At 51.4% G+C, this 26,659-nt stretch carries 24 protein-coding genes; 10 read left to right on the forward strand and 14 right to left on the reverse strand.

What is annotated here, in order from left to right; all coding sequences use genetic code 11:
- Positions 1-41: 41 nt before the first annotated feature.
- The 3 genes from F608_RS34940 to F608_RS0115635 are packed head-to-tail and all read right to left on the reverse strand — an operon-like array spanning position 42 to position 4,774.
- Positions 42-3,083 carry a tetratricopeptide repeat protein gene (locus tag F608_RS34940; protein ID WP_022666590.1) on the reverse strand — a complete coding sequence of 1,014 codons (3,042 nt, stop codon included), beginning with the start codon at positions 3,081-3,083 and terminating at the stop codon, positions 42-44.
- Positions 3,076-4,221 (reverse strand): toll/interleukin-1 receptor domain-containing protein, encoded by a 1,146-nt coding sequence (locus F608_RS0115630; protein ID WP_022666591.1) that lies wholly within the window; start codon positions 4,219-4,221, stop codon positions 3,076-3,078. Before F608_RS0115630 ends, F608_RS34940 begins: the two co-directional genes overlap by 8 nt.
- Positions 4,222-4,258: 37 nt before the next feature.
- Positions 4,259-4,774: a hypothetical protein gene (locus tag F608_RS0115635; RefSeq protein ID WP_033398719.1), complete on the reverse strand. Its 516-nt coding sequence runs from the start codon at positions 4,772-4,774 to the stop codon at positions 4,259-4,261.
- Positions 4,775-5,484: 710 nt separating this feature from the next.
- Here F608_RS0115635 and F608_RS0115640 point away from each other — a divergent pair.
- The 5 genes from F608_RS0115640 to F608_RS0115660 all read left to right on the forward strand — a co-directional run bounded on the left by F608_RS0115640 (position 5,485) and on the right by F608_RS0115660 (position 9,773).
- Positions 5,485-5,859: a 4-fold beta flower protein gene (locus F608_RS0115640; protein WP_022666594.1), complete on the forward strand. Its 375-nt coding sequence runs from the start codon at positions 5,485-5,487 to the stop codon at positions 5,857-5,859.
- 106 nt (positions 5,860-5,965) lie between these two features.
- Positions 5,966-6,283 (forward strand): PilZ domain-containing protein, encoded by a 318-nt coding sequence (locus tag F608_RS0115645; RefSeq protein WP_161626866.1) that lies wholly within the window; start codon positions 5,966-5,968, stop codon positions 6,281-6,283.
- 97 nt (positions 6,284-6,380) lie between these two features.
- Positions 6,381-7,412, forward strand: coding sequence for a TAXI family TRAP transporter solute-binding subunit (locus F608_RS0115650; RefSeq protein ID WP_022666596.1), 1,032 nt, complete (start codon positions 6,381-6,383; stop codon positions 7,410-7,412).
- On the forward strand, positions 7,409-9,580 hold the full coding sequence (locus F608_RS32210; RefSeq protein ID WP_022666597.1) for a hybrid sensor histidine kinase/response regulator: 2,172 nt from the start codon (positions 7,409-7,411) through the stop codon (positions 9,578-9,580). Before F608_RS0115650 ends, F608_RS32210 begins: the two co-directional genes overlap by 4 nt.
- Positions 9,552-9,773, forward strand: coding sequence for a hypothetical protein (locus tag F608_RS0115660; RefSeq protein ID WP_022666598.1), 222 nt, complete (start codon positions 9,552-9,554; stop codon positions 9,771-9,773). Before F608_RS32210 ends, F608_RS0115660 begins: the two co-directional genes overlap by 29 nt.
- A 9-nt stretch (positions 9,774-9,782) precedes the next feature.
- On the opposite strand, the gene F608_RS36210 is transcribed toward F608_RS0115660, so the two are convergent.
- On the reverse strand, positions 9,783-9,926 hold the full coding sequence (locus tag F608_RS36210; protein WP_153307518.1) for a hypothetical protein: 144 nt from the start codon (positions 9,924-9,926) through the stop codon (positions 9,783-9,785).
- Here F608_RS36210 and F608_RS36215 point away from each other — a divergent pair.
- Complete coding sequence (locus F608_RS36215) at positions 9,925-10,071, forward strand: hypothetical protein (protein WP_153307519.1); 147 nt, start codon at positions 9,925-9,927, stop codon at positions 10,069-10,071. The genes F608_RS36210 and F608_RS36215 overlap by 2 nt on opposite strands.
- A gap of 32 nt (positions 10,072-10,103) precedes the next feature.
- Positions 10,104-10,445: a DsrE family protein gene (locus F608_RS0115670; RefSeq protein ID WP_022666600.1), complete on the forward strand. Its 342-nt coding sequence runs from the start codon at positions 10,104-10,106 to the stop codon at positions 10,443-10,445.
- Positions 10,446-10,755: 310 nt separating this feature from the next.
- Here the strand turns inward: F608_RS0115670 and F608_RS0115680 are convergent, their stop codons facing one another.
- The 8 genes from F608_RS0115680 to F608_RS0115715 all read right to left on the reverse strand — a co-directional run bounded on the left by F608_RS0115680 (position 10,756) and on the right by F608_RS0115715 (position 19,588).
- Entirely contained in the window at positions 10,756-11,628 is an 873-nt protein-coding gene (locus tag F608_RS0115680) for an arginase family protein (RefSeq protein ID WP_022666602.1), read from the reverse strand.
- 15 nt (positions 11,629-11,643) lie between these two features.
- Positions 11,644-12,921 (reverse strand): TIGR03790 family protein, encoded by a 1,278-nt coding sequence (locus F608_RS32215; protein WP_022666603.1) that lies wholly within the window; start codon positions 12,919-12,921, stop codon positions 11,644-11,646.
- A 2-nt stretch (positions 12,922-12,923) separates the two neighbouring features.
- The gene (locus F608_RS0115690) at positions 12,924-13,691 is read right to left on the reverse strand and encodes a type III pantothenate kinase (RefSeq protein ID WP_022666604.1); all 768 of its coding nucleotides are present in this window, start codon (positions 13,689-13,691) and stop codon (positions 12,924-12,926) included.
- 10 nt (positions 13,692-13,701) lie between these two features.
- Positions 13,702-14,631 (reverse strand): CdaR family protein, encoded by a 930-nt coding sequence (locus F608_RS0115695; protein WP_244154296.1) that lies wholly within the window; start codon positions 14,629-14,631, stop codon positions 13,702-13,704.
- A complete protein-coding gene (gene folP / locus F608_RS0115700) occupies positions 14,624-15,484 on the reverse strand; it encodes a dihydropteroate synthase (protein WP_022666606.1) in 861 nt (286 codons plus the stop codon). The genes F608_RS0115695 and folP overlap by 8 nt, the downstream gene beginning before the upstream one ends.
- Positions 15,485-15,560: 76 nt before the next feature.
- Entirely contained in the window at positions 15,561-17,543 is a 1,983-nt protein-coding gene (gene ftsH, locus F608_RS0115705) for an ATP-dependent zinc metalloprotease FtsH (protein WP_022666607.1), read from the reverse strand.
- 81 nt (positions 17,544-17,624) lie between these two features.
- Entirely contained in the window at positions 17,625-18,719 is a 1,095-nt protein-coding gene (gene tilS / locus F608_RS0115710) for a tRNA lysidine(34) synthetase TilS (RefSeq protein WP_022666608.1), read from the reverse strand.
- 11 nt (positions 18,720-18,730) lie between these two features.
- Positions 18,731-19,588, reverse strand: coding sequence for a 1,4-dihydroxy-6-naphtoate synthase (locus tag F608_RS0115715; RefSeq protein WP_022666609.1), 858 nt, complete (start codon positions 19,586-19,588; stop codon positions 18,731-18,733).
- A gap of 269 nt (positions 19,589-19,857) precedes the next feature.
- Between F608_RS0115715 and uvrA the strand changes: the two genes are divergently transcribed.
- Positions 19,858-22,785 carry an excinuclease ABC subunit UvrA gene (uvrA, locus tag F608_RS0115725; protein ID WP_022666611.1) on the forward strand — a complete coding sequence of 976 codons (2,928 nt, stop codon included), beginning with the start codon at positions 19,858-19,860 and terminating at the stop codon, positions 22,783-22,785.
- Between the two features lie 18 nt (positions 22,786-22,803).
- On the opposite strand, the gene F608_RS0115730 is transcribed toward uvrA, so the two are convergent.
- Together F608_RS0115730 and F608_RS35750 are read right to left on the reverse strand one after the other, a co-directional pair.
- Positions 22,804-24,843: a molybdopterin-containing oxidoreductase family protein gene (locus F608_RS0115730; RefSeq protein WP_022666612.1), complete on the reverse strand. Its 2,040-nt coding sequence runs from the start codon at positions 24,841-24,843 to the stop codon at positions 22,804-22,806.
- Between the two features lie 206 nt (positions 24,844-25,049).
- Positions 25,050-25,541, reverse strand: coding sequence for a DUF3795 domain-containing protein (locus tag F608_RS35750; RefSeq protein WP_084681170.1), 492 nt, complete (start codon positions 25,539-25,541; stop codon positions 25,050-25,052).
- 245 nt (positions 25,542-25,786) lie between these two features.
- Here F608_RS35750 and F608_RS0115740 point away from each other — a divergent pair, with 245 nt between their 5' ends.
- Together F608_RS0115740 and F608_RS0115745 are read left to right on the forward strand one after the other, a co-directional pair.
- Entirely contained in the window at positions 25,787-26,173 is a 387-nt protein-coding gene (locus F608_RS0115740) for an ArsR/SmtB family transcription factor (RefSeq protein ID WP_022666614.1), read from the forward strand.
- A gap of 13 nt (positions 26,174-26,186) precedes the next feature.
- Entirely contained in the window at positions 26,187-26,642 is a 456-nt protein-coding gene (locus F608_RS0115745; RefSeq protein WP_022666615.1) for an arsenate reductase ArsC, read from the forward strand.
- The last annotated feature ends 17 nt before the right edge of the window (positions 26,643-26,659 follow it).

A 26,659-nucleotide genomic window follows, 5' to 3' on the forward strand; every position in this document is an offset into this window, starting at 1 on the left:
TCACCTTTTTAATATGCAATTTTGCCTTGTTTGACTTCTGGTTACGGGCAATTTTCAACAATTCTCAGGGGGTGTCCCGGGATTTCCCTGAAGATTTTTATATTGTTGGTATTAAATATTTTTAAGGCACCAGGATTCGTCCGGCAGGCTTCTTGAAACCGCTTTTTTGCCTCCACAGGGTCATTTAAACCTTGGAGAGCATATCCCCGCCCAATGGAAATCAGGGCGGACAGCATGGAACTTTCCTGGTTCTCAGGGATTTTCCCCAGGGCAGTTATAAAATTTTGGTCTGCCCTGTTAAACGCATTCCGGCCAAGCCAGGCAATGCCCAGTCCGGTATAGGCAAAAGGATTTTCCGGATCGATATCTTTTGATTTGGTATAGGCAACAATGGCATGGTCGAACTTTCCCATTTTTGTATAGACTGCCCCCAGTCCACTATAGGTGTTTGTCCTATCCGTATTCTTTTGACCGTTTTCCGGAAACAGGTTCATGGCTTTGTTGTATTGTTCCAAGGCATTGTCATATTCACCCAGTTTTGCATATGCATGACCCATTTTATTCAATATGGAAGGATCTTTCGGGTTGAGCAGGTGGGATTTCCGGTAATATTTAAGTGCGGCTTCATATTTTCCAGTGGATGTGTATATATCGCCTATCCCCATGCAGGTCGTAATAAAATTCTGGATCATCGAATGCTGTTCCAGGTTTTTATAGGCATTAAAATAGTTTTGTATGGCCGCTTCCGCTTTTAAAGATCTTTCCTTTGGGTTGGCCGAGTTCAGCTCAAAACTGCTCAGTGCAGCCAATCCGTTGAGCGCGGTTATATTTTCAGGATCGGTTTTAATAACTTCATCAAAACTGGTTTTTGCTTTATCTATTTGTTTTGATTCCAGGTAAATTGTTCCAAGCCCGTTTAAGGCTTCAATGTTTTTTTGTCCTTTTTTTTGATCAAGCTCAACAGCTCGTTTAAATTTTTTCTTTGCCAGATCAATACAGGTTTGGGACGGATCCAATGTTTCTTCCAAAGGATTTTTATAGGAACTGTCCAGAATCGAAGCCAGCCGGTTGTAAAATTGTAAAATCCAAAATTGTTTGGTCTGGGCGATTTGTATTTTTTCCAGGGCAAGGGCAACGCATTTGCCGGATTCTGGAATTCCTTTTTTTTCATAGTCTCGGCCCAAAACGATGTAGAGGCCGGCCAATCCGTTGTGCAGCCTGGAGATATCAGGGGTGTGCAGAATGGCCTCGTAATATTTTTCAACAGCATCTGGAAGTTTTTGATGGGTTGCAAGCTCCCTGGCTTCCTTTTCCAGGTTCTGGGACTGGGTGTTTATCATTTTGGGCAGGGTGGATTTGGCAACAATAAGAATAACAAAAACAGCGGCAATTATCAGAAGAACCATTACAACTTTTATAATACCACGGATATTTTCTGAATTTTCCTTTTTGGTGATGCTTTGGTCGAGGAATTTCATTGCCAGGTTGAAGCGGGTTTCACACCATTTATCCCGTTCTTTTTTATAATTCTCAAATAAGTTTTCGTCCTGGCGGTTGGCCAGAACTTTGTCGTACATATGGGCCAGTTCTCTACTCTGGGCATTGGCCAGGGGCCGGTCATATTTTTTTGACCAGTGTTCATTGGGATTTTCTTCATTCCTCCAGGCCACGGCATGGTCCAGGGATCTTTTCTCTGCAAGGTAATCGCCTTTTTTTTCCGGGGGCTGCATAGCCCAGCATTTGGCATCCTCGGCCAGCCTGCGGTAGGTTTCCGCTTTTTTTGCCTCCAGGTCCACCCAACCCTCTTTTTCCTTTCCTTCTGTTTTTGTCCCGCACATTTTTTCCCATTGGCGGATCAGGCTTTCATGGCTGATATCAAGGACCGGGCTTGAGTTGTTTATGGATTTGCCCCCAAGAGCCGGCTCGGGATTTTGCTGCATATCCGGCCCGGGGTCCTGTTCCGCTTCGGCTGAGAAAAGGACGATAAAATTATTTTCAAGAAAGATATTAACTATCTTTTCCACCTCGCTGTCATCGACACCTGAGACCCTTGCCACATAGGATACTTTGGCGGGATTTCGTATGTCCCGCTGGCCCTTGTCCCTCAAGCTCAGACATCGGAACAGGGTTTCTGTGATATGGTCAGGATTGTTAACGTCCAGCTTCAAGGCCTCCTCATATGCCTCGTCTGCATGATTTGACAGGGCATGCTCGATCCCTCCCATTGTTTCATATGCCTCCAGAGTGAGCTTGAAATCGAAGGTTTCATCCGAGCCAGGCCGCTTTTTTTCCTTTTGTTCCATCACATGATCATAGGTTCTCATGAGAACATGCTGCATCAGAGGCAGCTGATCCGGATCAGGTCCAACGGTTTTCAGGAGACGGTCCACCAGAAGATAGTCCACATCTCCGCCAAACACCCTTGCCGGTCCGACAATGGCGTCATGCAATTGCTCCCGGTTAAGCCGGGGGGTGAGAAACAATCCCTGGTTTATGGCTTCGGGCAATCCGCGGAATAAAGTGCAGTCGCCGATATAATCCGTGCGCATGGTAATCACAACGTAGACAGGGAATTTGTCCTGCCCTGCCAGATCCAGGAGAAGGGAGACAAAAGCCCCGGCTTCAGTGAAGTTTCCCTCTGTGGAAAGGCGGAAGATTTCTTCAAACTGGTCTACAAGGAGAAAAATATTGGTGTCCCCGGGAACACCGCCTGCTGCCTCAATTTCTCCTATAATCCCGGAAAGAACGCAATGAATTTCAGAGGAGCCCTCATTGCCGGATTTCCCGTTTGTCAGAGCCTTTCTGAATGCATTGGAGAGTCGCTTCAAGGGCCAGCGTCCCGGCCGCATTTTTATGATTTCCCAATAATCTCTGTCTGTTCCCATGTAGCCGGAGTTTAAATCGGCAATGAGCCCGGCCCTGACCAGGGAGGATTTTCCGCAGCCCGACGGTCCCACAACGGCAATGAACCGATTGCCGGCCAGCTTGTCGATGAGTTGATCACATTGTTCCTCACGACCGAAAAAAAGATCTGATTCATCCCATTTAAATGGGCGCAGTCCGGGGTAGGGAGATTTATTCATGGTTTTTGATCTCTTCCTTATACTCCTGGAAAAATTCATTTAATTTGGCTTTGGTGGTTTCCATGTTTTCATGTTTTATGTATTTAACATGGGGGAATGACAGGCTCGGAGTGGGCCGGAAAGCCTCAGGATTATTGGGATCCCGGGTCCGGATAAACGCCCTGCCTTTGGTGCATAATCTGTTTTTTCCACTCCGGGAGGCAATGGCTTTCTTATAAGCCATCATCTTTGCCGTTATCCTGTTTTTATTGTCATCTTCATGGATGATCATGAACCCGCCGCAGACCCTTATTTTGTTCATGAAGTCCATCCTGTTGTTCCGGGCGGTTTTGTGATCGTCTGCCAGGGGAATATAGCCCACACCGTTTTCAAGGGCGGTTTCTTCGATGAGATCCTCCAGCTCGGGTTCTTTCCCCTTTGAATCGATGATGAGGCTGATGCAGTCTTCAATATCCATGTCTTCGTCGCCCATATCCTGGGAGATTTTTTTCTTTATGGCGTCTGTTTCACTGTCTCCCGGAGTCCAGCCTTCAAGCTCTGACATCTGTTTGAGTTTCCTGAGCTGCTTGGCGACCCCTTCGCTTAGATCCCGGATGTTTGTATAATATTCCTTCTGGCTTCCCGAAGGCTCGGGCCATCCCAGGGTAAAAGGCCTTCCCTGGTTGTCCTGCTGCCACATGCTGGTGACGAGGACGGACTTGAATTCCTTTGGCCAGCTTTCCCGGGGAACCTCTTCATATTCAACAACAAAGATACGTTTTGGAGAGTAAGCTTTGGCCAGTTCTGACTGTGCACTTGCGATGATTCTTTTTGAGAATTCGTTTTCCTTGAGGAAAAATTCATCCCTTTCCTGGGAACACCATCCTGATTCCAGGTATTTATGGGATAAAATGACTAGAAAAACAGCTGTTTTGTCGATGGCGTTTTTTAAAGCATGGCTTAAATCATCACCGGGGAGAAGTCCTTTGTAATCAATGAATATGGAAGGGGAAAGGATGGAACGCTGTTGTTCCAGAGCAGTGGAAAACTGTTTTTGGAAATTATCAACCCATCCCGATTTGCAATTCACCGGAGGGATATTGTTCTTCTGGCAATAACTGATAAAGACATCCCAGTCACACCCTGTTACATATGCCATATGCTGTCCTCTTCTATGCTCTTTTTTCGGGAAATCACTATTCCCGGAGATCTTTTTCTTCTTCGATATCCGTCAAATCTTCCACTCCGGCCATGTCCGCCAGCATCTTGGTATAGGTTTTGAGTCGGCTTTGAATGAGTTCAAGCTCCTGTCTGAAAATTTTTTGCTGTCCCGGATCTTCAAATGCACCGGCCAGGGATGCCCTGTGCCATTTTGAGGTAAAGGGCCGGACAATATGATTCAGGACGATGATGGCGATCTTACTGAATTCACCGCATTTTCTTCCATGGCGCCGGATAATGTCCCGGGTGGTGTCAAAAAGGGAATAGATGCTGGTCAGGGCTGTTCTTTCATCACCGTCATGTCTTTCAAGGTCCTGGGTGGCGATCCGGGTCAGCATTTCGATGTAGAGTTCCCAGGCTGCGTCCCGGTCTGCATCCATAGGGATGAAGTCTGCCTCGGCAAAGGGGAGTTTGATTTTTAGATAGGTCATGCCCCAGGTTTCAAAGAGCCACTCCCCCCACTTGGTTCTCTTTTTGTCATTTGCGGTCATTTTGATTCCCCATATCTGGATATTGATTTTTAACTTCAGCCTTTCCCTTCTGAACAATACGGGTCAGGCTAAAATTCGGGTCTAAAACGAGCGAAACGATTCGAATATAGAGGCTCAGGTCAGCTATAACTTTTTTATGGACCCGGTTCTAAGACAGGCCGATGGAGAAGGTTTTTCAGTGAAAATAATTATATTGTTTACCTTATATAAAGAACAGCAAAAAAAATCAATTCCGGAAATCTTTATTTTATCGGATGCCTGAATAACTGGGTGGGGGATCGCAATCGTTCATATTTTTAACTACTTGAAATATCGGTATTCTTTCAGGACTTTTGGATTGCCGTTCCCGGCATTGCCGGCCCGGGTTATCTCCGGTAATAAGATTGGCGATTTTTAATTTGTTATGGTTCAGGCTTATGAAAAAATAATGTAAAGTGGTAAAATCTATTGATATTCAAGTATGTTTCTCATTGTTTCATAACAAGATAAGTTTATTTTTATCTCCATAATTAGGGATGGTGAAAGGGGCTTTACCGTCTGATGACGAAAAAGCGGCAGGCTCAAACTGACCTGATGTTTTAAGTGAAATTTATTAGAACTTGCTGAAGATCGATGCTTTGGAACTGATATCTGTGATGGAAGTTTTCAACTATTCATCTCGTAACCCATTGAGCAGACGATACATTAAAAACAGGTATTTGGGGGAATAAATGGCGACAGCATCCGGAGAAATAACGCTTTTTGATCAGGAAGGAAGGCCGGTGGCATATATCGATTTTTCTGAGAATTCCGTGATCTATTTATGGAGCGGCCATGCGGTTGCCTATCTGTCGGATCATCATGTCTACGGATTCAACGGAAGGCATCTGGGATGGTTTGAAGGCGGGGCGGTTATCAACCACCAGGGCGAAAAAATCGGCTTTACCAAAACAAATTGTCCTGGAATGGCCAAGACTGAACCTGCGAAAATGGACAAACTGATCCAGAAAATAAAATCAAGCAGGGAAATGGCTCCCATAATGCCCATGAACAGGGTCCCGGCCTCAAGGGAAAATTTCATATCTTTCTTACATTCCGGGAAATGAAGAAATTTTCTCTATTATCATGACGATAAGGTTTACAAAACAGTCCAGTCCTATTATTATTCCCAGGAAGGCATGAAAACCATAACCAAATGTCTAGGGAGTAATGATGGATAATAATAAAAGGGCCGAACTCAGGGAGATTGACGGGAACAATTCGAGTGTGGAATTCAAGCCCGGCAATGCTGAAATTCCCTACCATTTTAAACTCCGGGACTATTCTTCAAAGGGGCTGGGCATTCTTGTCAAAGAGGATTCCAGGGTGCTGAGTTTTCTGAAAGTCGGAGATGAGCTGGACATGAAGTTCTATCAGGGCAGCGACGGCCCCCAACCGGTTTCTGTCCGGACAAAGATACAGCATATATCTCACCCCGAAAAGGGACAGCATTTAAATCACTTGATCGTGGGCCTTGCCATCCTCGATTAACCCTGTTTTTGTCTGCCGGGCCCTGCCCAGGACATGTACTAGGAGATTGCCCCCCCCCCTTTTCTCCAGCCCGGACTTTGGGAAAGGAGTCAATGGATTGAAACAATTCAAAGGTCTTGCTCCAATCGTCAGCCTTGTTCTTTTTTTCTGCCTGGCCGGTCCCTTGTCCGGGGAGGCCGACCCCCTCCGGATTTTCAGAATCGGGACCGGCGGTAAAACAGGGGTCTATTATCCCCTTGGCAAGCTGATCGCCGAGGGACTTACCCGCCAGTGTTCAGGCAAAAACCTTTCTTCCGGAAATGTGGACGGCACCCCCCCCGGCTTCATCGCCGTTGCCCAGAATTCGGCAGGCTCAGTGGAAAATGTCGACACCATCCTCTGCCATGAAACAGAAGCCGGCATGGTCCAGGCAGATGTGGCCGGCCAGGCCTACGAATCTTCAGGGCTGTTTGCGGGGAATCCTGAATCCGGTAAAATTCGGGCCATCGCCAGCCTTTACCCCGAGAAATTCCAGATTGTCGTCCGCAGGGATGCCCGAATCAGCAAAATTGAAGACTTGAAGGGCAAGCGGATTTCCCTGGATGAGCAGGGATCGGGAACCCTGGCGGTGATGCGGATCATCCTCGGGGCCTGCCACCTGGCTGAACAGGACCTCATGCCCGTATACCTGAAACCCGTGTTTACCAAAAGGAAAATGATATCAGGAGAACTCCAGGGGTTTGTCATGATGGCCGGGCTTCCCATGGATGCCGTTTTGGATCTGACCCAGGTCGGCATCTCCCTTGTGCCCATCCCGGGGGATATCGCCGGGAAAATCAACATCCTTCATCCCCATCTTGTTCCGGGCAGTATTCCTGCCAATACCTATCCGGGCGTGCCGGAGACTCCGACCGTCCAGGTATATGCCCTCCTGGCCGTCCACGCAGATACACCTTCGGACCTGGTATATGAGATTACCAAGGCCCTGTGGAGTAAGTCCATGGGGACGCTTTTCAGGAAAGGGCATGCCCAGGCCAGGGATGTCACCCTGGATACGGCCCTGACCGGGCTGACAATTCCCCTTCATAAGGGGGCGGAAAGATTTTATAAAAAAATGGGCATGCCCAAAAAGGAGAGTCCGTCCCCATGAAGAAAACCTGGCCTTTTTCCCAGGTTTTACTTCTGGGTTCCATTTTGATCGCCATCGGCGCGGTTGTGATCACGGTTTTCATGACCAATGTCACCCTTCGGTCGGTGGAGAAAAATCTTCCCAGTACGCTGATGAAAGAGCTTGTCTCCCTTGATCAGGTTTTAGGGGACCTGTCGGAAGTCGTCTTTGCGGCCAGGATGAATGCCGCCAGTCCAGTCCCCTTAAATTTTGAAATTCTGAAAAAAAAGATTGATACCGCCTTTGACAGCATTTCAAGCCTGCGCCAGACGTATGTGTTTGACAATTTGATCCATGCCTCGAAATTTCACGCGGTGGTGGCGCCTGCCGTGTCTGATCTGCAGACCTGGATGTCCGAAGGAATTTCAGGGTATGGTCCCCGGTCTGATACCACGGCCCGGATCCTTTTGTCCCGGATCTCTTCCGCCACTGAAAAGGCCAGGGAGCTGAACCGTCAGTCCCGCCTCAACGCCGAAAAAAAACTCAGTGATGAAAGAAAACGGCTGGATCGTTTCCTGTACAGCGTAAACCAGCTTTTCATGCTGACCCTTTTTATTGTTCTGATCATGGTGGCCCTTTTCATCCATCAGCGGATATTGAAAGGCCGGGAAGTCAAAATCCTGGAGGCCATGAAACACCAGAGAGATCTTCTGAATACCCTGTTTGAGAATATCCTTCTGGGCATTACGGTCTGGGACAGCAAGGGCAGCCTCTTGTTTGTCAATTCATATTTCACAAGGTTGACCGGATATTCGGTTCAGGATATCCCCCGCGTCCGGGACTGGTTTGACAGGGCCTTCCCTGATCCCGATTATAGGGAAAAGGTACTCGGAACCTGGAAAAACGCCGTAAAACAGGGTACGGAAATCCGGGAATTCAAAGTCAGGTGTAAGAACGGAGAGACAAAGGACATTGAGTTCAGGGGAACCATTATGCCGGATCAGCGGGTTCTGGTTTCCATGGCCGATATCACCGAAAAGAAGTCCCTGGAGATTCAGTATGAGCAGGCCCAGAAAATGGAATCCCTGGGAACCCTGGCCGGTGGTATTGCCCATGACTTTAATAACCTGCTCTCCGGTATTTACGGGTATATGGATCTGGCCCGTCTGAAAACCGATGATCCCGGGATAAAAGAATACCTTGAAAAGGCCCATAAATCTTCTGAACGGGCCAAAGGGCTGACCTACCAGCTCCTTACCTTTTCAAAGGGCGGCGCTCCCGTCAAAAAGGTTGAGTCCCTTATCCCGTTTCTGGAGGAAACCGCATTATTTGCCTTAAGCGGTGCAGACATATCCTGCAGTTTTGATCTGGCAGAGGACCTGTGGATGTGCGATTACGATAAAAGCCAGATGGGACAGGTGATTGAGAATATCATTATCAACGCCCACCATGCCATGCCCTCGGGAGGAAAGATCGAGATGAAAGCGGAAAATACCGTGCTCCGGGAACGGGAGCACCCCGGACTTGGGCCGGGCAGATATATCAAGATCTCCGTCTCTGACTCGGGAATCGGAATTCCCAGAAATTATCTTTCCAGAATTTTTGAACCTTTTTTTACCACCAAACAGAAGGGGAGCGGCTTAGGACTGGCCACCTCATATTCCATTGTCAAACGCCACGGCGGGAGTATCGATGTAAAGTCCCGGCTCGGAGAAGGGACCACCTTTACTCTGTTCATTCCCGCTTCAGTAAGACAGGGGGTTGAGAATAGGGATGAAATAGAAAATCTTTACCAGGGCCACGGGAAAATTCTGATCATGGATGATGAAGAGATGATCCTGGAGATGCTTACGGATATGATTGAAACCATGGGTTTTTCCGTTGAAAGTACCGGGGACGGGGTCAAGGCCCTGGATGTCTGGGAAAGGAATGCCGGCGGCAGCCAAGCCTTCAGGGCCGTGATCCTGGATCTCACCGTTCCCGGAGGCATGGGGGGCAGGGAAACCATTCAAGAGATCCGTAGAACAGATAAAGACCTGCCTGTATTCGTGGCCAGCGGTTATTCCGAAGATGAGGTCATGGCCGATCCCGGGGCATTCGGGTTCACGGCCAGTATTCAGAAACCCTTTACCGTACAGGATATTTCCAGAATATTTGAAAGGTATCTTTCGCCCGGAGGCAATGACCGGGCAGGAGGCCCTGGTTTATAATGACGATGACTGGGATTATATGGCTGCCTCCGACGCCGACAGGATCGGATGGGTATATGGGGATTCTGAAGTGACGGCTGTTTTCGAGCCGGAAGATACCACGGCATTTGATTTTAAAACCAATCAATTGACCGCATCCTATGAATTCATGTCTCTCCGCTCCCATGGATGGACCGGGGGGCATATGAAATAAAAGCCGGTTTTACGAGGAATTGTCCGACCAGACCCCCTTTGGCGAGGCCTTCCGGCTGTGGTTCAATTCTGTCATGGTCCGGTCGGATGCTCCCCGCTGGTGGTATGGCATGGTGCTCCTGGGGGACGGGGCGCTCATGAGGTCCGGATTCATGACACCTCCCTGTTTCGGAGACAGTGACGGGGATCAGGATGCGGACGGATTGGACCTGTCAGCCTTTGTCCTCTCTTCCGGGGCCGGCAGTCCCCTGGACCGGGTCTTGTTTTCGGAAAATTTCGGTAAAACAGACTGCCTCTGAAAATCAATTGAACCCGTGAAAAGGAGAAGATCATGGAAAAAAATCATCTATACCTGCTGTGGACCAGCGACAACCCTGTCACAGCGGAAAAAATGGTGTTCATGTACACCATCAACTCCCTGGTTCATGGCTGGTGGGAAAAGGTCACCCTTATCGTCTGGGGAGCCACGGCAAAGCTGATCGTCGAAGATGAAACCATCCGGGAAAAGATCCGGGAGGCCAAAGAGGCCGGTGTGCATGTAAGCGCATGCAAGGCCTGCGCCGATCAGCTGGGAGTTACCCGGGATCTGGAGGATCTGGGAATCGAGGTCATCTATTGGGGAAGTCCCCTGACAAAAATTCTTAAACAGGATGAGAAGCTCCTCTGCATCTAAAGGATTGTTCAGAGCAGGCCCATCTCACGGCTGCCCGGGCATGGATCAGGGTGGCGTCGTACAGGGGGATGTTTGTATCTGATGGTTCAGAAGCATTCCGATTTCAGTGCATCCCAGAATGATGCCCTGGGCGCCTTTTAAAGCCAGCCTATCGGCAATTCTCCGGTAACCCTTTCTGGATCTCTTTTATCCGTCCCAGGCAGAGTTCATTGGAAATGGATTCCTCCGGGCCTGCCTGCCCGGTTAATTTCTGCAGAATAATGGGCAGTGCTTTCCCAGCTGCCGATTCATCCAATGGTTTTCAACCTCTTCAGTTTTCCTCACAGGGTCTGAATAGGTTAATGATCCTGGTCAGAGGCTCATGCCAGGAAAGGCTTTTCTTTTGTATTTCTTCAGGGGGAACTGCCGTGAATTCAACCAGGCCCAGTCCGTCTACCCTTGCAATATCGTTCATCAGCCGGATGGTTTCAGCCAGAGTATCGGGCCTCATGCCCATCGGTGTGGGGTGTTTGACAAAGGGATAGATGGCAGGATCAAGCACATCCAAGTCGATATGGATATAGATGCGGGAAAAGCTTTTCTTTAAAACAGTCTCTGACAAGATACCCGGGTCGTTTTCCATTTGCTGTACGCTGATGGAGGTGATGTTCTTTTTTTGAATATACTCCTGTTCCGATAAGTCCATGTCCCGGATCCCGGCCAGGATGACCTGGTCAGGGGAAAGGATCGAAAAGCAGCGGGCCAGAATGCTTTCATGGGTCTCCCCCAGAAGCGCCCGGAGGGGCATGCCGTGGAAATGGGCTGACGGCGAGGATTCAGGGGTGTTGAGATCCGGATGGGCATCCAGCCAGACCAGGCCCATGGAGTTGTCCAGAACGCGGTTCAGAAAAGATATGGGTGCCAGTTCCACTGAACAGTCCCCTCCCACAACCAGGATGGATTTTGGGGAATGGCTTTCTATCAGGGCGGCTGCATGGTTGAGCTGGGAGAGGATGGAGGCGTACCCGAGGATCTGGTGTTTTTTTTCCAATGATTCCGATTCCGGCACGGGGATGGTTTTAAAATCAAGATCCTCCAGGCGCACGCCCAGGGCATTTGCCCCGTGGTAAAGGAGATTGGACGGTCCGGATCCCTGCCATTGGGGGAACAGCAGGTTCAGATGACGGGTATGGTCAAGGCGCATCAGCCTCCTCCTTTCTTAACCGGAATTGGAGTCCGGGGCATTCCCTCCCCCGTGATTTTTTTTAAGATTCAGCCGGTAAAGCGGATCCCCCACCAGAACCATTTTCCAGGATAGATAGGGGAGACTCACAAAATAGGATTCCGTCAGGGTCAGGTACCCTTCCGTGAGCAGTTTAAAAAAGAGTTCAGGAACGGGAAAGGACTGGACATAGGGTTCTCCGACAGGTCCGACCGTGGCGGCAATCCCCTTGTCCAGCATCTTCTTGCACCAGACCTTGCTGTTCTTGTTTCTCAGGGTGACGCATTCGCTGGAGGCAATGTGAAATCCCACGGATCCCTTGGCCCAGGTAAAGGCATCCACATAATTGGCCAGTTTGTACCAGCCGCAGTAAAGGGCGGCGTTGGGGCAGTCCCCGGGCTGGAACAGGTCCTGGCTGTCATTGAGTTTCACGGGCAGGATCTGCTTTTTTTCATGATACCGGGCTGCTTCATGGATGGATTTGTCGTAAAAGGCGTATCCGGAAACTTTTTTGTTGTCTCCGGGATATTTCCAGCGGGCGTCAAAATAAGCTGTGCCTTCAAGCCCCTCTTTTTCCGCCTCAAGGCTGTCATTGATGATTCTTTTCACCACCTTTGGCGAAGCCCCGTCCAGACGGCTGGTCATCATGACATCTGATTTCCCGATTTTCAGGGTCTGGTTCTTGAAGCCCAGGTAAAAGGGGTTGGGCTGCCACCTATCAAGATTATACTCTTTTTTTTTCACCAGGCTGAGTTCCGAATCAAAGGATGCGGTCCGGTCCAGGTTTCTTATGGAGTAGGTATAGGCCTTGTCTGCCCGTTTGATTTTCCTTTTAAGTTCCGCCTGGGCATCGGCACTGAGATTCCGGGTCTGTTTCAGCTTGGCTTTAAGGGACTCTTTCACTTTCTTGAGCGTCTCAATCCTCTGCTTTTCCTGGTCGGAGCGTTCCGGCCCCAGGACTCTCAGGGGGACCCCGTACAGGGTGACTATGGCCCGTATGTCGGGATGTTCTTTGAGAAATCGGCGAACCGGGGGGAGAACCTTTTCATCGTACTCCTCCCGGGTGCAGGTCTCCTGGTCCGTGAGCCTGAGCAGCAGCAGGTTTTCTTTGGGGATTTTTCTCCTTTCCATGTAAAAGAGGGCCAGGCCTTTGCTGGAGGCTGCGTTCATATTGGCGATGACCAGGACCTCTTCCGGGGACAGGGCAGATGCCGGGCTAACCAGGAGAAAGACAGGGAAAAAAGCAAAGAAAAGGGCCCGCAAGAGATTTTTCATGGTTATACTTCCCTGGAGATGATGCGGAGTCCGTCCAGGGTCAGGGCCTGGTCAACCACCTCAATGGAGAGAGATATCCCGGCAATGAGGGGAGCCAGTCCTCCCGTGGCAATGACCTTGGGACAATCATCCATCTCCCGGGCCATCCGGGCCACCATCCCGTCCACCATGGCGGCATTGCCGTGGATGATACCGGACTGCATGCTTTCAATGGTGTCCTTGCCGATGACTTTTTCCGGGGCCTTGAAGATCTCCACCCGGGGAAGGCGGGAGGCTTTCTGGAAAAGGGCCTCTGCAGAGATCATGATGCCCGGCACAATGGCGCCGCCCAGGTATTCCCCTTTGGAGGAAATCACGTCAAAGGTGGTGGCCGTTCCAAAATCGATGATGATCATGGCGGATCTGTACTTATCAAAGGCAGCCACGGCGTTGACGATCCGGTCCGCTCCGACTTCGTTGGGGTTGCTGTAGAGAATGGGCATGAGTTTTTTCACCGAACCGGGACTGATCCACAGGGGGCTTTGGTTCAGGTATCTTTCGCAGAACCCGTTCAATATCCTGACCGAAGAGGGAACCACAGAGGATATGACGACCTTTTGAATCTTTTCCGGGTTGATGTTTTTATCTGAAAACAGGGCATTGGCAAGGACATTGAATTCGTCCGCCGTGTTGTCCCGGCCCGTCCGGATCCTCCAGCTTTCCTTGAGGGTATCCTCCTCATAGACGCCGATCACCGTATTGGTATTGCCTACATCAATCACCAGCAGCATGATGGTCTCCTTATTGAATTTTAACGGTAAACACTTTGGGGTCTGCCCCGGTCATGATCATACCCACCGGAACATTTACATTGACGTGTCTGGCATAGACCCCGGGCTTTAAATCTTTGAGGTCGATAAAGGCAAAGAGCCGGTCCGTGACCTCTTTATTGCCCATGGAATCAAAGGGTCCCTTGATGACGACACTGATGGATCCGGGTTCGATACTCACCGTAGAATCGGTGTTCCATATCTGGATGGGAATATCCTTGAATTCCTTGGCCACCCTTTTTTCCTGGATGGGAACAGTCACGACAATGATGCTGTCAGAGGCGGAGTAGAGCTTGTGATCCTCAAGATCCAGAGGAATCTTTTTTTTAAAGGTTTCACTGGCATTGTTAATGTCAATGGGTTTTGTCTTGAGTACATCAATGGAATCTATCAGGGAGAGGGCCCCGGTCAAGGTCACATTGGCCGGATCGCAGGCCGCCTCCAGAAAGATGTGTCCCTGGGCCGGCTTGCCTGTATAGGGCACGGTAATCTTAAAGGTCCGGGTTACTTTTCTCTCCAGGTGCACGCTCAGATACGGGGGATTGATATCCAGAATCCGGATGGCCGGGTCAACGGGGATCCTGTTTTTATCCACGGGAAGCAGATAGTTGCCCGGCCAGATGGATTCCGATGCCCCTGCCGGATCAAATTCAAGGTCCGTGTAAAGGTCGGCCGGATAGTGGATATTCTTCCCATTGATCATCTGGATGAGACTGGGCTCGGCCTGGACCCGGATTTCGATCTTATCGGTGTTAAAAGAGGTCAGGACCATGTCCGACGGAACATTGGAAAAGACCACGGGCAGGAGAAGGTCTGTTTCCGCCGGTTCCGGGGTGCATCCGGAAAGCAGGAACGCAGACAGGAACAGGACAAGGATCCTGGTAATTCCCTGATCAGGCATTCCTGACAGCATCGATGATTCGGGTAAAGGGCAGTGCCCGGGATACATCATGGACCCTCAGGATGTGAGCTCCGTTGGCAATTGAGGCAGCCAGTGTTGCAAGGGTCCCGATTTCGGTGTTTTCATGGTCCGGACCGATGGCCTTATCCCGTCCCAGGACCTTCTGGATAAAGGATTTTCTGGAGGTCCCCATGAGTATTGGAAAACCCAGGGCAGCCACTTTCTTGAGCTGGTTGATGATGACCAGGTTGTGGGTCACGGTTTTGCCGAAGCCGATGCCCGGATCCAGGATAATCGTGTTCCTGTCCACCCCTTTTTCAATGGCAAACTCAGCACGATGGAGAAGATATCCGGTGATTTCCTCCATGAGATCACCGTAATCCGGATTGACCTGCATGGTCTCCGGGGTTCCCTTCATGTGCATGAGGATCACGGGAACCTTTTTTTCGGCAGCCAGGTCGGCCATGGCCGGATCTTTCTCAAAGGCGGAGATGTCGTTGATGATGGCTGCCCCTGCATCCAATGCGGCCCGGGCCACAGTCGACTTAATCGTATCAATGGATATGGGAATGTCAATTTTGGGGGAAAGGGCTTCAATCACGGGGATCACCCGGTCCATTTCCTCCTGTTCGGATACGGGAGCGGAAAAGGGACGGGTGGATTCTCCCCCGATGTCCAGGATATGGGCCCCGTCTTTGGTCAGCCGTATGCCCTGGGCAACGGCATTTTCCAGGGTGGCGAATTTCCCCCCGTCGGAAAAGGAATCCGGGGTGACATTCAAAATGCCCATGATGCAGGTCTGGGAGCCGAGCTCAAGGTTGAAACGCTTAAACTGAAGATGGAATGTCTGCATGGGTTTCAGAGAGTGTCTATAATTTTATCAGTAAAGGAAAGGCCGGAATCCCGGGATGGATTCCGGCCTCTGCCGATTATTCTTTATCTTTTGGATCTTCGTCTTGGGAATCTTGCGGATCCGCCTGGGGTACATCCTCCTCGGCAGGTTCTTCCCGGTCCGGTTCATCCGTCTCTTCTCCAGCCGGCTCTTCCCCGGCAGCTTTTTCTTTAGCCTGGGGGGTTGGGTCGGCTTTGACGTTTTTCCGGCCGTAAAAATCAAAGTCCGGCCTCATTTCCGCAATCAGGTCATCCAGCTCAGATCCCATAACCGTTTCTTTTTCCAAAAGCAGGTCGGTGAGGGCATGGAGGATGTCCATATTTTTGTCCAGGATCTCCTTGGCCCTTTTATAGGCCCGGTCAATGATCATGGCCACTTCTGCGTCGATTTTCTGGGCCGTGGCTTCGGAATAGGATTTTGCCTGGGTCATTTCCCTGCCGATGAAGATATTGTCATCATGGTCTTCATAGGAGAGGGGGGCCAGGTTTTCGCTCATGCCGAAACTCCGGATCATGCGGTTGGCCAGTTTGGTGGCCTGTTTGATGTCGTTGGAGGCACCGGTGGAGATCCTTTTGAAGATGATCTCTTCGGCCACCCGGCCTCCAAAGGCAATGGCCAGTTCATTTTCCAGCTGGTCCTTGTACTTGAAATCTCCTTCTTCGGGGAGAAACCAGGTGACACCGGCGGCCCGGCCCCTGGGAATGATGGTGATCTTGTTCACGGTGTCGGTATTGGGCAGGAACCTTGCCACCAGGGCATGGCCGCCTTCGTGGTAAGCCGTGGTCTTTTTTTCTTCTTCCTTGATGACCTTGGATTTCCGTTCAAGACCCATATAGACCTTGTCCTTGGCGTCTTCAAAGTCCTTCATGGTCAATTTTTCATGGTCCCGCTTGGCTGCCAGCAGGGCTGCCTCGTTGACCAGGTTTTCCAGGTCTGCACCGGAAAATCCAGGGGTTCCCCTGGCCAGAATCATCGGGTCCACGTCCCTGTCCAGGGGGGTCTTTTTCATGTGAACCCGTAAGATGCCTTCCCGGCCTTTTATGTCTGGCATATCCACCACCACCTGCCGGTCAAACCGGCCGGGCCTGAGCAGGGCCGGGTCCAGGACATCTGCCCGGTTGGTGGCCGCCATGAGAATCACCCCTTCGTTGGATTCAAATCCGTCCATCTCCACCAGGAGCTGGTTCAGGGTCTGTTCCCGTTCGTCGTGTCCTCCGCCCAGGCCTGCGCCTCTCTGGCGGCCCACAGCATCAATCTCGTCGATGAATATGATACAGGGGGCGTTTTTCTTGCCCTGGGCAAAGAGGTCCCTGACCCTGGAAGCGCCCACGCCCACAAACATCTCCACAAAATCGGAGCCGGATATGGTAAAGAAAGGCACACCGGCTTCCCCGGCCACGGCCCGGGACAAAAGGGTCTTCCCGGTCCCCGGGTTCCCCACCAGAAGGACTCCCTTGGGAATGCGGCCCCCCAGGCGGGTATACTTGCCCGGAGTCTTCAGGAATTCCACCACCTCGGTCAGTTCTTCCTTGGCCTCGTCTATGCCTTCCACATTGGCAAAGGTGACTTTTTCACCCTTGTCATCAATGAGCCTGGCCCGGCTCTTCCCAAAGGAAAGGGCCTTGCCGCCGCCGGCTCCGCCCTGCATCTGGCGCATGAAAAAAATCCAGACCCCGATGAGGACGATCATGGGCAGCCAGGAAACCACAATGGACATGAGCCAGGAGGATTCCGCCGGGGGTTTGGCCTTGATGGCCACCCCGTTGGTTCTCAGGAGATGGATCAGATCCCCGTCATCCGGGGCAAAACTCTTGAATTTGGCTCCGGAGGAGTCGGTAAGGTAAAGGTCCTGTCCCTGGATCACCACATTCTGGACCCGGCCGGATTCCACCATGGACAAAAATTCCGAGTATCCGATATCCATCTGACTGCTCTGCTGCTGGTTGAAGATATTGTAGAGCATGACCATCATCAGGACCACTACCAGCCACAGGGATATATTTTTGTAAAATTGATTCAATTCTGTTCCTTCCTTGTTTTGTTATGGAACCAAAGTTAATTAATATATAAACATGATATGGGAATATACAAGAAAAAGTTTTCAGGCTTTTGGCCCCTTCTTTCCCTTGGATAAACGTGTCTGGAGCTTCTCCCGTCTGCCCAGGTCCCTCAGGGAAATGTCCTCTTTTCTGACCGTCAGCCTGTCCCGGGTTTTATATATCCTGATCCGGCCGGGAAGGTCCAGGTGTTTTCCCGGTTCGGCCCGGGCCATGAAGTCCCTGATTTCCCGGATATGGGCCATGGAGATTTTTTTTAAATTCTCTTTTACCCTGGAAATGGCCGCTCTCAGAACCCGGCTGGCCAGGGCCGGATGAAGCCGGGAGAGTTCCGGGAGGGACAGGCTCACAGAGCCGGATTTCTCTTCTTTCAGGCAGGTTCGGAGCCCTTCTGTCACCAGGTCCCGGAAAAAATCCTCTTCCTCCTGGAGGATGCGGCTCAGACGGTCCAGGGAGCCCCTGATCTTCGGGTTAAAGGATTCTTCCAGAAACGGGATCAGAACATGCCTGACCCTGTTCCTTAAAAAAGAGGGATCCTCGTTACTGGAATCGACCATAAAATCCTGATTGCTTCTGTCCAGGAAATCAAGAATTTCGGATTTGGCCATCCGGATCAGGGGCCGGATAAAGAGAGAATCCCTTTTGGGCAAAATCCCTTTTAATCCCCCCGGGCCCGTCCCCCGGACCAGGGAGAGGAGAACCTGCTCGGCATTGTCATCCCGGTTGTGGCCCAGGGCGATTCTGGAAAATCCGTGGGTTTGGGCGGTCTGTCTGAAAAAAGAGTACCTGGCCTTTCGGCCGGCTTCTTCCAGGGAGATTTTTGATTCTGCCGCCATGGAGCCGATATCCAGGGTCTTGGTGAACAGGGGAAGGCTGCATTTTTTTGAAAACTCAATTGTAAAATTTTCATCCCGGACAGACTCATCTCCCCTGAGCATGTGGTTGAGGTGGGCCAGGCCGAGCCGGAGTCTGAATTCAGGCTGAAGATCCAGAAGCACCCTTGCCAGGGCCACGGAGTCCGGCCCGCCGGACAGACCGACCAGGACAGCATCCCTGTCGCGGAGCATTTCGTGTTCCCGGATGGTTTCAGCCACTTTTTGGATGAAAACATCCTTGTCTGGAAGGATTGGAGATTTCAAAATTGATCCTGTCAGCAGGCAAACAGGGAAAATCGGGGTTTTTCCATGAGACCGGCCTTTACCGCAGTGTCAAAAAACCGGATAACCGCCTGTTCTCCGGCGCTTCCGATATCCCGGGAATATTGGTTTACATAGAGTTTGATATGCTCTTGAATTACGGCCTCATCCATTTCCTGGGCATGGGCTTGAATATAATCTTTTCCCATGTCCGGGTGGGCAAAGGCATGATCAATACTGTCCCGGATCAGGGATTCCATTTTCCGGGCAAAGGCCTCTCCCAGTTCCCGGCGCACGGCAATGCAGCCCAGGGGGATGGGCAGCCCGGTCTGGTCTTCCCACCACTGGCCCAGGTCGGCTTTCATTTCCAGGCCCATGGTCTGGTATACAAACCGCCCCTCGTGGATGATGACCCCGAAGTCGGCGGAACCCTCCATGACGGCTGGCATGATCTTTTCAAAGGGCATGGGAAGGATCTGGGGATCCACCCCGGGGAATTGATCGTTCAGGTAAAATCTGAACAGATGAAAACCCGTGGTGCCCAGTCCCGGAACGGCGATCTTCTGTTTTCCCTCCCCATCCAGGCTCCGGCCGGGCAGGGAGATGATCAGAGGGCCGCATCCCCGGCCCAGGGCCGATCCGGTCCTGAGCAGGCCGTATTTTTCCAGAAGACTGCCCAGGGCGGCAAAGGAGAGCTTGGTGATGTCGTATTTTCCTTTTGCGGCATTCTGGTTCAGGGTTTCCACATCTTCCATTGAGATGTGAAAGGACATCTTTTTTAGATCAATAAATGACCCGGCAATTGCCTTGAAGATAAAGGTGTCGTTGGGGCAGGAAGAAAAGGCCAGACTGTAGGGATCTATATTTTTCATGATCTACAGCATAATATCTATGATAATAATTTCAAGAGATTTCGGTGTTTATCTTGTATCAAGGCTTACCCCAGGGTTGCAAAAGCCGGGAAGACTTCAGCCGTTTTCCTCTTTTCCTACAATTTTTTCATGCAAGGTCGAGGTTTACTTTGACCCGGCCATGCTTATGATTTTCAAATAGAATTTGTGTAAAATTGTTGCTGAAACGGATCTGTCCTGTCCGGTGGAACGCCCGGGCAGGGGGGGAATAGATAAGGTAAAAGAAAAAAATGAAACACGAAAGCAGTGCCTGTGCGGATATCCAAACCCAGACAAATGTCAGGGTCCTGCCCGTACAGGCTTCCAAGGAATTGGATTCCATCATTGTCAAAGGGGCAAGGGAGCATAACCTTAAAAATATCGATGTGGAAATCCCCAAGAAAAACCTGGTGGTGGTCACCGGGGTTTCCGGTTCGGGGAAATCGAGTCTGGCCTTTGACACCATCTTTGCCGAGGGCCAGCGAAGGTATGTGGAGTCCCTTTCCTCCTATGCCCGACAGTTCATCGGCCAGATGGAAAAACCCAAGTATGATACGATTCGGGGGCTCTCCCCCACCATCGCCATCGAGCAGAAGGCCGCGTCCAAGAATCCCAGATCCACCGTGGGAACCATCACGGAGATTTATGACTACCTTCGGGTTCTCTTCGCCCGGGTGGGCACCCAGCACTGCTGCAAATGCGGGGAGAAAGTGGGCCGGGGCCATGCCCAGTCCATGGTATCCCAGATCATGGACCTGCCCCCGGGTTCAAAGATCCTGATCCTGGCCCCCATCGTGGAGAACCGGAAGGGAGAGCACAGGGAGCGCCTGGAGGAGTTGAAAAAAGAGGGATACGGACGGGTGCGGGTGGACGGGGTGGTCCAGGAGCTTGCAGCGGTCCAGGCCCTGGCCCGGAACAAAAAGCACAATATCGAGGTGGTGGTGGACCGCCTGGTCATCAAAAAAGAAAAAGAGTTTCAATCCCGGCTCACCGATTCCGTGGAAACGGCCCTGGGACTCGGGAACGGCCAGATCATCGTCCACATCCTGGGCCGGGAGGACCGGAAGATGAGCGAGGCCCGCTCCTGCTGCGGCATTGCCTATCCTGAACTCACTCCCCAGATCTTTTCTTTCAACTCCCCACTGGGCATGTGCCCGGACTGTAACGGCATCGGCACCCTGCTCTCCATGGACCCGGACAAGATCGTGCCGGACAAGAATCTGAGCATCCGTCAGGGGGCGGTCCTGCCCTGGAAGAATTATTTTATCCAGAAACCCCGGTTTTCCAATGACAACTCCTGGGGCAGGGGCCAGCTCCTGGCCATGGAAGAGCAGTTTAAAATAGATTTTGATAAGCCGTGGAAAGATCTGTCCAAAAAGCATAAGGACCTCATCCTGTACGGGTCTGGATCCCGTGAGATGAAAGTCAAATGGAATTCAGCCAAGATCCAGGGGGAGTTCACCCGGACCCATGAGGGTCTGATCCATACCCTGATGCGGCGGTACCAGTCCACCCAGTCCGAGTCCCAGAAAAAATATTATTCCGCATTCATGACGGCCAGCACCTGCAAGGCCTGTGGAGGAAAGCGTCTCAGGGAAGAGATCCTCCACGTGCTCATCAAGGGGAAATCCATCATCGACCTCACCGGGATGACCGTCCGCCAGGCCCATGATTTTGTGAACAGCCTGGACCTTGAGGGCAGCAAAAAGCTGATCGCCGGGGAACTGCTCAAGGAGATCTCCGACCGGCTGGGCTTCCTGGTCAATGTGGGCCTGGATTATCTTTCCCTGGACCGGAGCGGACCCACCCTGTCCGGGGGGGAATCCCAGCGGATCCGGCTGGCCTCCCAGGTGGGCAGCGAACTCACCGGGGTCCTCTATATTCTGGATGAACCCTCCATCGGCCTCCACCAGAGGGACAATATCCGGCTGCTCAAAACCCTTCAGCATTTAAGGGATATCGGAAATACCCTCATTGTGGTGGAGCATGACCAGGAGACCATGGAAGAGTCGGACTGGATCATCGACATCGGTCCCGGGGCCGGCCACCTGGGGGGGCAGATCGTTGCCCAGGGAACCCCGGCCCAGATCCGGTCCAACCCGGCCTCGGTTACGGGCAAATTCTTAACCGGAGAAGAGAAGATAGAAGTCCCGAAAAATCGGGTAAAACCCAAGAAAAGAAAATGGGTCTCCATTCAAAGGGCCTCGGAAAACAATCTGAAAAACGTGACCGCCAAAATTCCGGTGGGCCTGATCACGGCCGTAACCGGGGTGTCCGGGGCCGGTAAATCCACCCTGATCAACCAGATCCTCTACCCGGCCCTGGCTGTCAATCTTCATCAATCCCAGATGGCTGTCGGGGCCCATAAGGGGATCATCGGCCTCTCCCACCTGAACAAGGTGATCAACATCGACCAGAAGCCCATCGGCCGGACCCCCCGGAGCAACCCGGCCACCTATACCAAGGTGTTTGATCATATCCGGGATCTCTTTGCCATGATCCCGGAATCCAAGGCCCGGGGATATCAAAAGGGAAGGTACTCCTTTAACGTAAAGGGAGGCCGGTGCGAAGCCTGCAAGGGGGACGGATACATCAAGGTGGAGATGCACTTTCTGGCCGATGTCTTTGTTCCCTGCGAGGTCTGCGAAGGGAAGCGGTTCAACCGCTCCACCCTGGAAATCGCCTATAAAGGCCATTCCATATCCGATGTCCTGGATCTCTCCGTTCTCCAGGCCCGGGAACTCTTTGAGAATCATCCCAGAATCACCCGCATCCTGGACACCCTCATGGATGTGGGCCTCTCCTATATCAAGCTGGGCCAGGCAGCCACCACCCTGTCCGGGGGCGAGGCCCAGCGGATCAAGCTGGCCCGGGAACTGGCCAAGCGGGCCACAGGGGACACCCTCTATATTCTGGACGAACCCACCACCGGGCTCCATTTCCAGGATGTGCGGCTATTGCTCAAGGTGCTCCAGCGCCTTCGGGACGCCGGCAACACCGTGGTCATCATCGAGCACAACCTGGACGTGATCAAGACTGCGGACTGGATCATTGACCTGGGCCCCGAGGGCGGGGCAAGCGGGGGAGAGATCATTGCGGCCGGATCGCCGGAAGATGTGGCCCGGGAAAAACAGAGTCATACGGGTCGGTATCTGAAAGAGATTCTATTGCAGGGGTAAGGCAGGGCACTCTGGCCGTCAGCAAGTTGCCTTGCTGGCGGTAAGGGTTTCTACTTCTACCCGGCTGCAGTGAAACGCACAGGTCTCCCCCTGATCCGTCAGCCGCTGACTGGTCAGCTGGTTGATGCCCTTTCCCCCTTTCATGAATCTGGGCCAGTGAAGTCCCTCGGCCACCACCAGACCGGGCCGGGTGTCCCGGGTGAGCCTGGCATGGACACGGCACTCCCCTCTATCGTTGAACATCCTGACAGGATCTTCCTGGACGATGCGCCTGTCCCGGGCGTCATCGGGATGGATCAGGAGACGGGCCTTTCCGGCAAGTTCTCGGATTCCCTCGATTTCGTTAAAGGCGGAGTTGAGAAAAAGATGATGGGGTGGGGTGATGAGCTCCAGGCCGAATTTATCCTCTCCGTCCGGGTCCCGCCATACCCGGCCGCAGGGCAGGGGATCCAGTCCCTTTTCCTGCCAGGCCCGGGAGAAGAACTCCACCTTGCCCGACGGGGTATTGAATCCCTGGGCATAGGGATTGGACGGGATGTTCAGCCGCACAGCCTTTCCCTGCCACAGGGCTTCGCGGTCGATCCCCTCCAGGCTGGGATGGCCGTCCTGAAGAAACCCCTTGATCAGTTCCTCCTCATCCAGACCGAATACCTCTTCCTCATATCCCATCCGGGCGGCCAGGGACTGGAAGATCGATAGATTGGCCCGGCTCTCTCCTAGGGGAGGAATCACAGGCCGGGCGATGCGCAGATAATTCTGGCCGTAACTCTTGTAAAGATCCATCATCTCCAGGAAACTTGCCGAGGGCAGGATGATGTCGGCCATCAGGGCCGTATCGGTCATGAAGAGTTCGTGGACCACGGTGAACAGGTCTTCCCGGGCCATGCCCTGAAGGATCCTGGCCGACTGGGGCGCCACTGCAGCCGGGTTGCTCATGTAGTTGTAAAAGAGTTTGACAGGCGGATCACTAAGTTGAGTCAGGGCATTCCCCAACTCCACCATGTTGATCACACGGGTCCCGGTCGGGCATAGATCCGGCCGGGTCAACCGGGTGATGTCCGAAGGTCCTCCCCCAAGGCTCCGGGTAATGCCCCCTCCCTTGGTTGTAAACGCTCCGACCAGGGGAGGAAGGCAGGCAATGGTCCGCATGGCCATGGCCCCCCTGAGCTGTCGGCCCGGCCCCCACCCGGTCCGGATAAAGGGGGCTTTTGCCTTTCCGTAGGCAAGTGCGAAATCTTTGATCTGGCCGGCCGGGACCCCGCAGATCCGGGAGACCTTTTCCAGGGGGTATTCTGCCGCCCGTTTTACCAGGTCCTCATATCCGAGGGTCTGGTTCTTCACAAATTCCAGGTCGACCCGGCTTTCCCGGATCAGAATATTCATCACTCCCAGGGCCAGGGCCGCGTCGGTTCCGGGTTTCAGCATCAGGTGAATGTCGGCCTCTTTGGCAGTCCGGTTCCGGTAAGGATCAATGACCACGATGGGAGCGCCTTTTCCCCTGGCCTTTTGGAAAAAGGGCCAGGCATGGACATTGGTGGTGAGGGTGTTGCTGCCCCAGATGACGATAAAATCCGAATCCACGGCAGATTCGATATCTGTGCTGGGCCCGGCTCCCAGGGTGGTCTTGAAGCCCTCACCCGACGCCGGGCCGCAGATGGTGGACAGCATCCGGCTGGCCCCGAGTTTGTGAAAAAAAGCATGGCCGGCGTGCTGCTGGACAATCCCCATATGACCGGCAAAGTGATAGGGCAGGATGGCCTGGGCCCCGAAATCGGAACAGACCTTTTGGATCTGATCCGTTACCCGGTCAAGGGCTTCGTCCCAGCTTATAGGCTCAAACTGGCCGGACCCTTTGGGGCCTTTGCGTTTTAAAGGGGTCAGGATTCTGTCCTTATTGTGCACATGGTCGGGAAAAAATTTTGCCTTTTTACAGATGAAGCCCCGGGTAAAGGGATGGTCCGGGTCCCCCTTTACCTTGGTGATTTTTCCCTGTTCCACTTTGACCAGAAGTCCGCACGCATCCGGACAGTCCTTGGTGCACACAGAAGGTCTCCACATGTTCCTGATTCTCCTTACATGGATGTAGTGATTTTTCTGCCGGATCAGCGGCAGGGTTTTTGTTCTGAATCAGCCTATTTCAAGTGAGGGGAAAAATCAACCTTGCCGGACATACCCTCAAGTGAGTTCTGTTCTGTGATCCTTTCCCATGTCTCATCATATGTTCTCCGGTACAGGATGGTAGCTTGGGTATCCAGCGAAAGAAATTAATCCAAGTTTAGAGCCACTTTGCATTTATTACACTTCACAACACCCCGAAAAACCTTATTCCCGCATTCCGGGCAATAATAACGAGCTCCTTCATCTTCAATCCATTTTTCTGTCCCATATTTTTTTCTATATGGGACAGATCTTAGAATCACCCTTTTGCCGACATCCATTGAAAAATCATCTATATATTTACAAGGGAATTCATCACATTGATGGCACCCCTCATAATCTTTTTCTTTTATACAATCCCGGATATCACATTGTTTACAATGCATAAAAAGATTATCAGAAAGACATCCGTCGCATTTGATGTCGCTTGTTGTGATATTTTCACTATTCGGCAGAATCCCTTTCCCGGGAACACCACCCTTGTAAAGCCCAACCAGCCGTTCCTTGAATTTTTCATTGTTATCACGATCCGCAATATGGATTGCACAAACGCCGCAGTAAAGTCCGCATGGTGAAGCAAAATTCCGATTGATTGTCATGTGATAAAATCCCCCTTGTATTGTTTTGATCTGTTCATAATATTCAAAAAAATGAATTTATCATTTTTTTTATAAATCACTTAAGGATCTGATGTTATTTGGTATTTTTTTCTAGGATTGTGACAAAAAAATATCTCATAAGTCAATTAATCATCCCCCCTTCAAATGTAACCATATTGACAAAAAGCTCTCTACCCCATATACTTAATTCGTTATTTAGCTAACTATAAAATCATATGGGTTCTATGGATCAAACACTTTCTATAATCAAATCAATATCGGATAAAAACAGGCTCAGGATTCTAAATGTGCTGCTGGCCCATGATGAATTATGCGCCTGTCAGATAACTGAATTTTTAGGGATAGCCGGAGCCACGGCTTCCAGGCATCTGGGGTTGATGGTCAATGCCGGGATGTTGAAAAACCGTAAGCAGGGACGGTGGATATACTTTCGAATAAACCGGGAGGAATCCTCTTTGGTCCCTCTTTTGGAGTGGGTGAAAGGTCAGATTCAGGAATCCGGGCAGGCGGAAAAGGATTCGGAAGCATTGAAAAAAATATTGCTTATCCCCTGCGAAGAACTGAGCCGGAAACAAAGAAAAAGCAGTGCCTTCACCAAGGCAAAAGAGTAAAGGGAGATACGTGATGAAAGAAAAGCTCAAAATATTGTTCCTCTGCACGGGCAATTCCTGCCGCAGCCAGATGGCGGAAGCATGGACCCGAAAACTAAAGGGAGACATCATTGAGGTTTACTCTGCCGGTGTTGAAACACACGGCCTGAATCCCAATGCGGTCAAAGTAATGGCCGAAGCCGGGGTGGACATCTCAACCCATAGGTCCAAGCGGATTGCCGAATTTAAAGATACGGAACTGGATGTTGTCATCACCGTCTGCGGACATGCCCACGAAACCTGTCCATATTTTCCACCCCCGCCTAAGGTTATCCATGTCGGATTTGATGATCCGCCCAAGATGGCACAAGAGATTGCAGACCAGGGTGGCAATGGGGAACAGCAGCTGGACTGCTACCGGAAAATCAGGGATGAGATCAAAGCGTTTGTTGAAAAAATGCCTGAAAACATAAACAAGCGAACCAAATAGTTTGTCAGCCAAAGGAG

It is taken from the genome of Desulfospira joergensenii DSM 10085, from assembly GCF_000420085.1.
GTDB classification, from domain to species: domain Bacteria; phylum Desulfobacterota; class Desulfobacteria; order Desulfobacterales; family Desulfobacteraceae; genus Desulfospira; species Desulfospira joergensenii.